The sequence below is a fragment of the Nitrospirota bacterium genome (assembly GCA_035516965.1).
In the GTDB taxonomy this organism is placed as follows: Bacteria; Nitrospirota; UBA9217; order UBA9217; family UBA9217; genus MHEA01.
In genome coordinates this window covers 1-12,093 of sequence record DATIZR010000063.1, presented here as the reverse complement: position 1 = coordinate 12,093, position 12,093 = coordinate 1, and the positions used below count along the sequence as shown (strand labels likewise).

General features: G+C 60.1%; 11 protein-coding genes. 10 read left to right on the top strand and 1 reads right to left on the bottom strand.

Features of this window, described 5'->3' with window-relative positions:
• Positions 1-39: 39 nt before the first annotated feature.
• From VL197_09880 to VL197_09835, 10 genes are all read left to right on the top strand, one after another.
• Positions 40-786, top strand: coding sequence for an ABC transporter ATP-binding protein (locus VL197_09880; GenBank protein ID HUJ18286.1), 747 nt, complete (start codon positions 40-42; stop codon positions 784-786).
• Between the two features lie 96 nt (positions 787-882).
• Entirely contained in the window at positions 883-2,316 is a 1,434-nt protein-coding gene (locus VL197_09875) for an MlaD family protein (GenBank protein HUJ18285.1), read from the top strand.
• A 71-nt stretch (positions 2,317-2,387) separates the two neighbouring features.
• Positions 2,388-3,257, top strand: coding sequence for a UTP--glucose-1-phosphate uridylyltransferase GalU (galU, locus tag VL197_09870; GenBank protein ID HUJ18284.1), 870 nt, complete (start codon positions 2,388-2,390; stop codon positions 3,255-3,257).
• A gap of 63 nt (positions 3,258-3,320) precedes the next feature.
• Positions 3,321-5,732, top strand: coding sequence for an endopeptidase La (lon, locus tag VL197_09865; protein ID HUJ18283.1), 2,412 nt, complete (start codon positions 3,321-3,323; stop codon positions 5,730-5,732).
• Between the two features lie 297 nt (positions 5,733-6,029).
• Positions 6,030-7,067 carry a thiamine-phosphate kinase gene (gene thiL / locus VL197_09860; protein HUJ18282.1) on the top strand — a complete coding sequence of 346 codons (1,038 nt, stop codon included), beginning with the start codon at positions 6,030-6,032 and terminating at the stop codon, positions 7,065-7,067.
• The gene (locus VL197_09855; GenBank protein ID HUJ18281.1) at positions 7,058-7,522 is read left to right on the top strand and encodes a DUF2062 domain-containing protein; all 465 of its coding nucleotides are present in this window, start codon (positions 7,058-7,060) and stop codon (positions 7,520-7,522) included. The genes thiL and VL197_09855 overlap by 10 nt, the downstream gene beginning before the upstream one ends.
• A 36-nt stretch (positions 7,523-7,558) precedes the next feature.
• The gene (locus VL197_09850; protein ID HUJ18280.1) at positions 7,559-8,596 is read left to right on the top strand and encodes a glycosyltransferase family 2 protein; all 1,038 of its coding nucleotides are present in this window, start codon (positions 7,559-7,561) and stop codon (positions 8,594-8,596) included.
• A gap of 1 nt (position 8,597) precedes the next feature.
• Positions 8,598-9,293, top strand: a complete 696-nt coding sequence (locus VL197_09845; GenBank protein HUJ18279.1) for a glycosyltransferase family 2 protein — start codon at positions 8,598-8,600, stop codon at positions 9,291-9,293.
• Between the two features lie 4 nt (positions 9,294-9,297).
• Positions 9,298-9,681 carry a DUF2304 domain-containing protein gene (locus VL197_09840; GenBank protein HUJ18278.1) on the top strand — a complete coding sequence of 128 codons (384 nt, stop codon included), beginning with the start codon at positions 9,298-9,300 and terminating at the stop codon, positions 9,679-9,681.
• A gap of 63 nt (positions 9,682-9,744) precedes the next feature.
• Entirely contained in the window at positions 9,745-10,941 is a 1,197-nt protein-coding gene (locus VL197_09835; protein HUJ18277.1) for a hypothetical protein, read from the top strand.
• A 62-nt stretch (positions 10,942-11,003) separates the two neighbouring features.
• On the opposite strand, the gene VL197_09830 is transcribed toward VL197_09835, so the two are convergent.
• A complete protein-coding gene (locus tag VL197_09830; GenBank protein ID HUJ18276.1) occupies positions 11,004-11,891 on the bottom strand; it encodes a glycosyltransferase in 888 nt (295 codons plus the stop codon).
• Positions 11,892-12,093: the final 202 nt, after the last annotated feature.

Sequence of the window (12,093 nt, the reverse complement as noted above, 5' to 3'; positions counted from 1 at the left end):
GCTCCTGTTTTCTGGCTTCTGTCCTCTGACTTCTGAATAATGATCGAGATCACCGGCCTGCATAAAAGCTTCGGCGCTCAACACGTTCTGCGCGGCGTCAACCTCACCGTGGAAAAGGGCGAGAGCATGACGGTGATCGGCGGCAGCGGAAGCGGAAAGAGCGTGCTGCTGAAGCATATCATCGGCCTGCTGTTCCCCGACCGGGGTGCCGTGGTCGTCGAAGGCCAGCGGCTGAACGACCTCGACCCGCGGGGACTGAACGAGGTTCGAAAAAAGTTCGGTATGCTCTTTCAGATGGCCGCGCTCTTCGATTCGCTTTCGGTGTGGGAGAACGTGGGGTTTGCGTTGAAACAGCACACAAAGCTGTCGGACGGCGAGATCCGGGCGGCCGCCACGGAGAAACTGGCGCTGGTGGGCCTGAAGGGAGTCGAGGACAAGATGCCCGCTGAGTTGTCGGGCGGCATGAAAAAGCGGGTCGGCCTGGCCCGAGCGATCGCGATCAATCCCTCGATCATCCTGTATGATGAACCGACGACGGGACTGGACCCGATCTCCGCGGATGCCATCAATGACCTGATCATTGACCTGCGAAAAAAACTCGGCGTAACGTCCGTGGCTATCACCCACGATATGCACAGCGCCTACAAGATCTCAGACCGCATTGCCATGCTGTACAAGGGGGAGATCCTGGAAGTCGGCACGCCTGCCGAGATCAAGCAGTCGTCCAGCCCGATCGTACAGCAGTTCATCACCGGAAGCGCAACGGGGCCGATTACGGCGGATTGACGGGGCATTTCGCATTGCAGCTTGCAGAGAGCAGAGAGAAGGATGCTGAGTTGAACCATCACCTTGCGGTCGGCATTCCGCAACCGGGGAGTTCGCATGGCTAAAATGAGCGCAGAGGCACGGGTGGGGTTGCTGGTGCTTGCCGGCTCCGTCATTCTTCTGTACATGACCTTTGTCGTCGGCAAATACCAGTTCGGCTCCGAGCGGGGCTACCTCCTGTCGGCGGTCTTTGAGTCGGTGTCCGGGCTGGATGCGAAGGCTGCCGTGCGGATGGCCGGTGTCAAGATCGGGACCGTCGATCGGGTGGAACTGGTCGATAGCAAGGCAAAGGTGATTATGCGGATCGACCCCGAGGTCCGGATCCAGCGCGGGTCCGAGGGGGCCGTCAAAACGATGGGCCTGCTCGGCGAGAAGTTCGTGGAGATCATACCCCCCTCGCGCGTCCTCGAGGAAGGGGGCCGGCGGCAGCCGGCGGGCGTTCAGACCGGATACCTGGAGCCCGGCGAGACCATCCAGGTGACCGTATCCCCCAGCGATGTGGACAGGCTGATCGGCCAGTTGAGCTCCATCTCCGACGACGTGAAGCAGGTGACGTCCTCGCTCAGGCAGGTGTTCGGATCCGAGCGCGGCACCCGGTCCATGGAAGACATCGTGGCGGACCTCCGCGCGACCACGGCGAACATCCGGGAATTTTCCTCCACGCTCACGAACGACGGCAGCGAGCTCGTGATGCGCATGAACGAGCTGGTCGCGAGCCTGAACAGCGTCGTGGGCGAAAACCGCGACAATGTCCGGGTTGCCATTGAGAACGTCCGCGAGGCCTCGAAGAACGCGGAACTGGCCCTTGCCTCGATCCAGGACGCGGCCCGGAAGGTCGACAAAGGTGAGGGCACCCTCGGCAAGCTCGTGAGCGACGACAGCATGTACAACAACGTCGACAACGCGGCCAAGGGGCTCAGCAACTACGTTTCGCGCGTGGAGCGCATGCAGACCATCGTCAGCTTCCGGACGCAGTACATGTTCCCGCAGTACCAGAACTACTTCAGCCTGGAGCTGAAGCCCGTGCAGGACCAGTATTACATCTTCGAGGTCACGTCCGACCCGAACGGGAAGTTCACGCAGTCGCAGGTGGCGATCAATCCGCCGGGGACCTTCTATACCGTCGATACCTATGATTACAAGTTCAAGTTCAGCCTGGAGTTCGCCAAGCGCTGGGGCAACCTGGGGATGCGCGCCGGTCTCATCGAGTCCACCGGCGGCGTCGGCGCGGACTATTACGCCTGGAACGACAAGATCAAGTTCAGTCTCGACGCGTGGAACTTCAGCAGTACTAACGATCAGGAACCCAACAATAAAAACGCCCACCTCAAAGCCACGGTCAATTACAACGTGAGCAATCTTCTGTTCGTTCACGCCGGGTATGACAACTTCCTGAACCACGAGCGCGCTGCGCCCTTTATAGGGTTCGGCCTCAGGTTCGACGATGAGAACCTGAAGTATCTGCTCGGCAGCGTTCCGGTACCGAAATAGTGACCGGCGGGTTCCAGCCTTGACATTTAGAGGCCAGTTTCTTAGAATGAGAACGTCCAGGGAGGAATTTCGTGCAGAAAACGATCACCAAGGCCGTATTCCCGGCCGCCGGCCTGGGGACGAGGTTTCTGCCGGCCACGAAGGCGTCTCCGAAGGAGATGCTGCCGCTCGTGGACAAGCCGCTCATCCAGTACGTCGTGGAAGAGGCTGTCGCGTCCGGCATCGAGGAGATCGTGCTGGTCACGGGCAGGGGCAAGCGCGCCATCGAGGACCATTTCGACGTAGCCTTCGAGCTCGAAGAAGACCTCAAGGCAAAAGGCAAGCACAAGCTGCTTTCCGAGGTGCAGCGCATCGCTAACCTGGTGACGTTCTGCTACATAAGGCAGAAGAAGGCGCTGGGACTCGGCCATGCCGTGTTGACCACGAAGCGCGTGGTGGGCGATGATCCCTTTGCAGTGCTGCTCGGCGACGATATCATAGACTCCGGCGTTCCGGTCCTGAGCCAGATGATCAAGGTCTACCAGCGCTATCCGTCGACGATCCTCGCGATCCAGAAAGTGCCCAGGAACCAGACACACCAGTACGGGATCATCGACGGCAGTCGGATCGAGGACGGTCTCTATCTCGTGAAGGACCTGGTGGAAAAACCGGCCCCTGCCGAGGCGCCTTCCAACCTCGCCATCATCGGCAGGTACATCCTGACCCCGGGGATCTTTCCGGCGCTGGAACAGACGAAACCCGGCAAGGGCGGCGAGATCCAGCTCACGGACGGACTCAAGCTGCTCATGGAGAAGGAGCCCATCTACGCATTCGAGTTCAAGGGGATCCGCCATGACGCCGGCGACAAACTGGGGTTCCTGAAGGCCACCGTGGAGTTCGGCCTGAAGAACAAGGAGTTCGGAACGGAGTTTAAAAATTATCTTCAGAAGTTAAAATTGTAGGGCAGGGACGGCTGCGAACGGACCCGCGGGAATCAGAAGGAACCGTTCATTGAGGAGGAAGGCTTGGCCAAGACAGAGACAAAAAACATCGATCTCCAGCAGTCCATCGAGATACCCAAGAAACTGCCGCTGCTCCCGATCCGCGACATCGTGGTCTTTCCCTACATGGTGCTGCCGCTGTTCGTGGGCCGGGAAATGTCCATCAAGGCGATCGAGGTCGCGCTGGAAGGGAACCGGATGATATTCCTGACCTCCCAGAAGGACATCAACGTGGAGAATCCCTCCCCTTCCGATCTTTACTCGGTGGGCACCGTCGGCGTGATCATGCGCATGCTGAAGCTTCCCGACGGCCGCATCAAGATCCTGGTCCAGGGCGTCGCCCGCGCGAAGACCGCGAAGTTCCTGCAGAAGGAGCCCTACTACCAGGTCGAGATCAAGACCTTCGCCGATGTCCCGTCCGAGGCGAACCTCGAGACCGAAGCGCTCATGCGGAATGTGAAGGAGCAGATCGAGAAGCTCGTCTCCTTCGGCAAGGTGATCCTCCCCGACATCATGGTGGTCATCGAGAATGTGGACGATCCGGGCAAGCTCGCCGATCTCGCTGTCGCCAACATGGGGCTCAAGGTGGAGCAGGCCCAGGAGATCCTCGAGATCACCGACCCGATCCAGCGGATCAAACGCATCAACGAGGCGCTCGGCAAGGAGATCGAGCTGCTTTCCATGCAGCAGAAGATCCAGGCCGATGTGCGGGGTGAGATCGACAAGACCCAGCGCGAATACTTCCTGCGTGAACAGCTCAAGGCGATCCAGCGCGAGCTCGGCGACACCGACGACCGGTCCGAGGACATGCGCGAGCTGCGCGAGAAGATCAAGGAAGCGAAGATGCCGGAAAAGGCGGCCAAGGAGGCGGAGAAGCAGCTTCGGAGGCTGGAGCGCATGCATCCCGATGCCGCCGAGGCATCCATGACCAGGACTTATATCGAATGGCTGGCCGAGCTTCCCTGGAGCAAGGCGACCAAGGACAATCTGGACCTGAAGGCGGCGCACCGGGTGCTCGAAGAGGACCACTACGACCTCGAGAAGGTGAAGGAGCGCATCCTGGAATATCTCTCGGTCAGGAAGCTGAAGGAGAAGATGAAGGGCCCCATCCTGTGCTTTGTCGGGCCTCCGGGAGTTGGCAAGACCTCGCTCGGCAAATCCATTGCCCGCGCGCTGGGACGGGAGTTCGTGCGCATCTCCCTGGGCGGGGTACGAGACGAGGCGGAGATCCGCGGCCACCGCAGGACCTACGTAGGCGCGCTGCCCGGCAGGATCGTCCAGGGCATCAAGACAGCCGGGAACAACAACCCCGTCTTCATGCTCGACGAGATCGACAAGATCGGGGCCGACTTCCGGGGCGATCCTTCGGCCGCCCTGCTGGAGGTGCTCGATCCGGAGCAGAACAATTCCTTCAGCGATCACTACATCGGGCTGCCTTTTGACCTGTCCAAGGTGATGTTCATCACCACCGCGAACATGACCGATCCGATCCCGGGCCCGCTGAAAGACCGTATGGAGATCATCCATCTTTCCGGTTATACGGAACAGGAAAAGCTCGGCATCGCGAAAAGCTATCTGATCCCGCGCCAGCTTACCGAGCATGGCATATCGGAAAAGAACATCGCGATCCCCGACAAGACGGTCCTGCAGGTCATTGCCCAGTACACCCGCGAGGCCGGCGTCAGGAACCTCGAACGCGAGATCGGGCATCTTTGCCGCAAGGTGGCGAGGAAGGTCGCGGAAGGAGAAACAGGGTTGTTCACGATCACGCCCCAGAACCTCCACACGTACCTCGGCGTGCCGAAATTCCTGCCCGAGGTCGAGCGTGAACAGGACGAGGTCGGCGTCGTGACCGGGCTGGCCTGGACCGAGACGGGCGGCGATATCCTGTATATCGAAGCGACGACCATGCGCGGCAAGGGCAACCTGACGCTGACCGGGCACCTCGGCGATGTGATGAAGGAATCGGCGCACGCGGCGCTCACCTACGTGCGGTCGCGCGCAGGACTGCTCGGCATCCAATCCGAGGTGTTCGGCAAGACCGACGTGCATATCCACGTTCCCGCGGGCGCCATTCCGAAGGACGGTCCCTCGGCCGGCGTCACCATGGCAACGGCCCTTGCTTCCGTTTTCACCAATGCGCCGGTCAAGAAGGACCTTGCCATGACGGGCGAAGTGACGCTCCGGGGGAGGGTGCTGCCGATCGGCGGGCTGAAGGAAAAGACGCTCGCCGCACGCCGGGCAGGCATCAAGACCATGATCATACCGAAGGAGAACGAGAAGGACCTTGACGACATCCCGAAGTATCTCCGGAAGGATATGCACTTTATCTTTGCCAAGACCATGGACGATGTGATCACGTCGGCGCTTGTCGCCAAGCAGCCGCGCCGCATTGCGCACAAGAAGCTCCCCGGCAGATCCCGGGCCACGCATTAGACAAATACGTCAGAGTTCTCTCACCGTGGTGGGGCATTCGAATAATCGCACACACTGCGAAAGCCAAAACCCTGCTGAACCACGGGTCCGCTTCGCGGACACACAGATAAAGCGGGCTCGCGCTTTGTATCCGTGCTTCTGCCCGTGTGCGGCGAAGACCTCGACGAGGTTAGTCGAGTTGCCGCCTGTGGTTAATGACAATCTTGATTCCGGCTTGGCCGGGTTGGGAGTTCAGATTCCAGAGGACAGGGACAGACGCACAAGGAACGGCCGCCTGTCGTCTGCAGTCTGCATCGCATGAAATTATCAGACCTCGGTGAATTCGGCCTGATCAACCGCATCCGGAAGATGTCTCCGGGCAGGCACCCCTCGCTGCTCGTTGGCATCGGGGACGACTCTGCAGTCATCAGGCTGCCGGCCTCAGCGGCCGTGCTCGTCACCACCGATCTCCTGCTCGAGGGCGTTCATTTTGACCTTTCCTTCACCGATTTCTATTCCCTGGGATGGAAGTCGGCGGCCGTGAACCTCAGCGACATCGCCGCAATGGGAGGCTCGCCGCGGTTCTGTCTGACGGCGCTCGGCCTTCCGCGGAGCATCACCACGGAACAGGTCGTCGAATTCTACCGCGGCTTTCACAGCATGCTGCGCAGCCATCGGGCGTTCCTGGCGGGCGGAGACACCTGTGCCTCCCGGCGCGGACTCTTCATCAGCGTCACCGCCATCGGAGAAGCGATGCCGTCCCGGACCATTACGAGGGCAGGGGCCCGGCCCGGGGACAAGGTGTTCGTTACGGGTACGCTGGGCGATTCCGCTGCGGGGCTCGAGCTGTTGAAGGCGGGCGTCGGGCGTGAAGAGCCGGGCATGAGACGGCTGGTCCAAAAGCACCTCCGGCCAATTCCCCGGGTGGCCGAGGGGAGAAAGCTCGCCCGCGCCGGATGCGTCAGCGCGATGATCGACCTCAGCGACGGCCTGTCCTCGGATCTCACCCATATCTGCTCGCAAAGCGGGGTCGGCGCCGATATCATTGCCGGTCAGCTGCCCCTCTCGACGGCACTTCGAAAATGGTCATCCCAACTCCCGCAGCCCGCGCTCCAGTACGCGCTTGCCGGCGGCGAGGATTACGAACTCTTATTCACCGTTCCCCCGGGCCGTGTGAAAAGGCTCCATGCCCTGAAGCTTCCCGTGACGGAGGTGGGGACCGTAACGAAGCGGAAAGGCGTACGCCTGATCGACGACTCGGGCTCCCGGGAGCTGCCGCCGGCCGGATACGATCATTTCCGGGCCGAAGCGCCGGGAGCGGGGAAACGCCGGACGCCCGAACAACGATGCCTATAAAATATGTGAGAGACCGTATCAGGAGGATCTTCAAGCTGGACGATTCTCCGAGCCAGATGGCTGCCGCCTTCGCCCTCGGTGTTTTTATCGGCTTTTCCCCCACGTTCGGCTTGCACACGATCAGCTGTCTTCTGCTCGCGTGGCTGTTCCGCCTGAGCAAGCTGGTCGTGTTCACGGGAGCCCTCATCAATAATCCCTGGACCGTTGTACCCCTGTACGGGTTTTGCCTCTGGTTCGGACTCAAAATCACCGGAGCCGATATCGCTGCTCCCGTGATCGCCTGGAACGAGCTCACGTTCCGGAATGCCTATGAAGTGCTGATGCCCTACCTCTGGCCCTTTGTCGCGGGGACCGTCATCATCGGGGCCGTCGCCGCCGGAGTGGCATACGTCGTCATCTATTGGGCCGTGATCCGGTACCGAAAACGAGAAAGGGAAATCAGCGCGCTTTCCTAGCATTGGTCAGGACGCCGGAAGGCCGCACGGAAACATATGCCGCAGAATGGAGTACCATCACCGCTTGTCTCCGTGGTCATCGTAAACTGGAATGGGAAGAAGCTGCTCGCCGACTGTCTGCAGTCGCTTTCGCAGCAGCGGTTCGGGGATTTTGAGGTTGTCGTGGTCGACAACGGATCCCGGGACGGCTCCGTCGAATACCTGCGCAGGGAACATCCGGGGGTTGTGCTTGTCAGCCTGGAAACGAACACGGGTTTTGCCGGCGGATGTAATGCGGGGATCCGAGTTTCATCGGGGGCGTATATCGCGCTCCTCAACAATGATACGCGAGCCGACCCTGACTGGCTGAGCAGCCTGATCGCGGCCGCTGAGGCGGACCCGCAGTCGGGAATGTGGGCGAGCAAGATCCTGACCTACGATGATCCGGGAGTGATCGACAACGTGGGTCTTCTGCTGTACCGTGACGGGCTTGCCCGCGGCAGGGGGCGGCTCGAACGGGACGAGGGACAATATGACCGGCAGGAAGAGGTCCTGTTCCCGAGCGGGTGCGCCGGCCTGTACCGGCGGTCGATGCTGGACGAGATCGGACTGCTCGATGAGGATTTTTTCGCGTATGCTGACGACGTGGACCTTGGCCTCCGCGCCCGGCTCGCGGGCTGGCGGTGCGTGTATGTGCCCTCGGCAAGAGTCTACCACCGCTACTCCTCGTCGTCATCGACCTATTCCCCGCTCAAGGCTTTTCTCGTGGAGCGGAACAGGATCTGGGTGCTGCTGAAGTATTATCCGGCGGAGCTGATCATGGTCAGCCCGCTCTTCACGCTGAAACGCCTGGCCATCCAGCTCTACGGAGCGGTGACCGGGCGGGGCGCGAGCGGCAAATTCTCCTCCGAGCAGGGTATGTTCACGGCAGCCGCCGTTCTGCTGAAGGCATGGGGCGCCGCACTCGCGTCGCTGGTCCGCATCCTGAAGCAGCGGCGGAAGCTTCGGCCTCTCCGGCGCATCGGACGTCGCGAGTTGTACCGTTTATTCGGCGCGCACGGCATCTCCGCTTCGGAGCTCGCCTTGAAGGACTGACATGAAAATCCTGGTCATCATACCGGCCTACAACGAGGAAGCGAGCCTTCCAGGAGTGATAGACGATCTCCGGGCTCATTTCGGCGAAGCGGACATCCTGGTCGTGAACGACGGGTCGAAGGACAACACGGGGCAAACGGCGGCCGGGCTCGGGGTCAGGGTCGTGGACCTGCCATTCAATCTGGGTATCGGCGGCGCGATGCAGACCGGCTTTCTGTATGCCAGGCAGAACGGGTATGACGCGGCCATCCAGTTCGACGGCGACGGGCAGCACTGCGCTTCGGAGATCGAAAAGCTGCTGGGCGCGATCCGGTCCGGACATGCCGACCTGGTCATCGGGTCCCGCTTCGTGAACGCCGGCACCTACCGGGCCCCCTTTCTGAGAAGGACGGGGATATGGATCTTTTCGACCGTCCTGTCCCGTATCCTCGACACGCCGGTGACGGACAGCACGTCGGGATTCCGGGCGGTCAACCGCAAGGTGATCGATTTCTTCGCCGAGAGTTACCCGGAAGACTACCCCGAGGTGGAGGCTCTGGTCCTCCTGCACAAGAAGCGGATGAGCATCCGGGAGGTCCCCGTCGTCATGCAGGAGCGAACCGGCGGCACGTCCTCGATCACGCCGCTCCGGTCCGCCTACTATATGATCAAGGTGATGCTGGCGATCCTGATCGATCTGATGAAAGAGGTGAGGTGAGACGATGGACATTCTGAAGCTGCTCGCCATCTGCGGGAGCGCAGCGGTGCTGCTGCTGGTGATCGAACTGATCCGGAGGGGCCGCCTCAAGGAGCGCTATTCGCTGCTCTGGCTGCTCGCGAGCGGAGTTCTGCTCGTCCTGTCCGCGACGAAGGGCATCGAGTATATTTCACACCTCGTCGGCATCTATTACCCGCCGTCGGCCCTGTTTCTCATCGCATTCCTCTTCCTCCTGATGATCACGCTGCATTTTTCCATCGTGATCTCGGGGCTGTCCGAAAAGAACAAGAAGCTTGCGCAGGAGCTTGCGCTCCTCAAACAGGAAGTGGCCGCGATGAGCCAGCAAGGAGCGGCGGGCGGTGCCGGAAGCCGGCAACACGGGAATTAATGCTTTACTTGCCTGATTTTCCATGGTAGATTGCACAAATTGCAGGGAGGTTGAACAGAAGTCATGAATGCGTTCAGCGACAAACTTGCCCGGATCTTCGGCAGCCCCCGTTTCAATCTCATCGCCATCGGGCTCATCGCGGTCCTGGTCCTCATTGCCTATTCGAACACCTTCACGGCGAGTTTTCATTTTGATGATGACGCCGCCATATCGGAGAACTTTGCCATCAAACATGTGACCGTCGAGAACATCCTGACGTGCCTGAACTCCAACCGGCCAGTTGTCAATCTGTCGCTGATGCTGAACTATGCCCTGGGCGGGCTGAAAGTGGTCGGGTGGCATGCCTTCAACATCGGGGTTCACATCGCCAACAGCGTCCTGGTCTTCCTGTTCCTCCTCCGGACATTGAACCTGCCCAGCCTGAGCGCCCGGTATGCGGAGAAGAGCCGCAGGATGGCCCTGTTCGGCGCCCTGCTCTTTGCCGTGCATCCGATCCAGACCGAATCCGTGACCTATATCATCAGCCGCAGCGAGCTCCTGGCGACGTTTTTCTATCTTTCGACGTTCCTCTTCTTTATCGAAGGGCTCCAGACGGGAAAATTCAGGCACTATGTGCTTGCTTTCTTCACCTCCCTCCTGTCCATGGCCTCGAAGGAATGGGCCGTGACGCTGCCGGCCCTGCTGGCGCTGTACGATTTCCTGTTCGTCGCCGATGGCAGCCTGAAGAACGTGCTGGGCCGGTGGAAGGCCTATCTCCTGCTGGTCCTTCCCTGGGCCCTGATCCTGAAGATCGTGATGCCGTCGATGTCGGGATCGGGCGGAAGCACGAGTGCGGGGTTCGGCATCAGCGGTCAGAAGGGGATAACGCCCATGACGTACCTGCTCACCTCATTCAACGTGATGTGGACCTATATCAGACTCATGCTGCTCCCGATCAACCAGAACCTCGATTACGACTATCCCCTGGCAAAAACCCTCTTCGAGTTCCCGACGCTCCTGTCGTTCCTCGGGCATGTCGCGGTCGTGTGCGGCGCTTTCTGGCTCTACCTCAAGAAGAGATCCCTGCTGGTTCCGTTCGGGGTTGCGTGGTTCTACATCGGGCTGTCCCCGGTGCAGAGCTTCGTACCCATTCTCGACATCATTTTCGAGCACCGCATGTATATGCCGTCCATCGGTTTCATCATGGTCTTCGTCGTGGGCTATGAGCTTTTCTTTGACTGGGTTTTCGAGCGGAAGGCATTGAAAGAAGCGAAGGCATGAAGCGCCGCCGGACGCGGCGCGGGCATTCCTGTGCCGGAGTTCATCTGCACCGTGAAAACCGATCAGCTATTGTATAATCCCAGCTTCCCCAGGTTCCCCCCCGTGACACCGTAGAGAATCAATCGCACGTAAAGAGACATCGCGCAGGGAACGAGAAAATAGGTCCCGACGGGCGCCTTCATCCCCTGCTGGATCATACCGATTCGTGCCTGGATCAGCAGGTTGTTTCTCTGCTTCCGCGTCAGCCCGCCCCCCGCGTTCGCCAGCATCATTTCCGCAGCCCTCTGACGGTATTTCCCCATCTTCCCGGCATTCGAGGACATGTTCTCTTCATGCACGTGAATAATGGCCGATGTCTCCTGCGGGAAAGATCGTGTCTTCTCGAAAATCAACGGGTTCGTCATCCAGAAAAGCCAATCCTCGAGGCTGAATTGGGCTGCATCGAAGGGGCATCGTACGCGGTCTTTTCGAAAGATGATGCTGGACACCGTTAATGCGTTCCCCGCGGTGAACACGTCGAACAGATTGTGCGTCGTCAGGGACGGCGCCTTTCTCCTGCGCAGGAATGAATCTCCCTTCTGATAGCGAACAGCGAAGAGAAGTGACGAGGCCTCTCTCTGCTGGCGGATCCAGGGAACCGGATCCAGGGCGAGCTCATCATCGGAGTCCAGCAGGAAGATATACTCGCCCCGGCTGTGCCGGAGCCCCGTGTTCCGTGCAGCAGACAGTCCCTTGTTCGATTGTGACAGGATCAAGAGTTCGAGCGGCAAAAGGGACGCCCTTTTTGATTCCGCGATCTCAGCACTCCGGTCCGTGGACCCGTCATCGACGACGATCACTTCCGCAGCACTTCGGGATTCGGGAGACATCCGCGAGAGCGAATCGAGGGTCCTGTCAATGGTCTTTTCGGCCTTATAGGCCGGGATGATGATACTGAGTAACGGTTTCATCTGTTCTCCGCTGCATTGCTCACATCGTGCGCGGCCCAAGCCGGCGATACGGCGCGGCCTCTTTCGGTCATCAAGGCCGCCCTTTTTGTTTTGCGCCGATTGCCAACTTTTGCTCCCATCGCCACGCATCTGAGACGATCGTCCCGAGGTCTTTATACCGTGGCTGCCATTGAAGGACCTCGCTGATCTTCCCGGCGCGCGC

Bases quoted from the DNA above. Each gene is read 5' to 3' on its own strand.
- VL197_09880 (HUJ18286.1), top strand. From the start codon at position 40: ATGATCGAGATCACCGGCCTGCATAAAAGCTTCGGCGCTCAACACGTT.
- VL197_09875 (HUJ18285.1), top strand. From the start codon at position 883: ATGGCTAAAATGAGCGCAGAGGCACGGGTGGGGTTGCTGGTGCTTGCC.
- thiL (HUJ18282.1), top strand. From the start codon at position 6,030: ATGAAATTATCAGACCTCGGTGAATTCGGCCTGATCAACCGCATCCGG.
- VL197_09855 (HUJ18281.1), top strand. From the start codon at position 7,058: ATGCCTATAAAATATGTGAGAGACCGTATCAGGAGGATCTTCAAGCTG.
- VL197_09850 (HUJ18280.1), top strand. From the start codon at position 7,559: ATGCCGCAGAATGGAGTACCATCACCGCTTGTCTCCGTGGTCATCGTA.
- VL197_09845 (HUJ18279.1), top strand. From the start codon at position 8,598: ATGAAAATCCTGGTCATCATACCGGCCTACAACGAGGAAGCGAGCCTT.
- VL197_09840 (HUJ18278.1), top strand. From the start codon at position 9,298: ATGGACATTCTGAAGCTGCTCGCCATCTGCGGGAGCGCAGCGGTGCTG.
- VL197_09835 (HUJ18277.1), top strand. From the start codon at position 9,745: ATGAATGCGTTCAGCGACAAACTTGCCCGGATCTTCGGCAGCCCCCGT.
- VL197_09830 (HUJ18276.1), bottom strand. From the start codon at position 11,891: ATGAAACCGTTACTCAGTATCATCATCCCGGCCTATAAGGCCGAAAAG.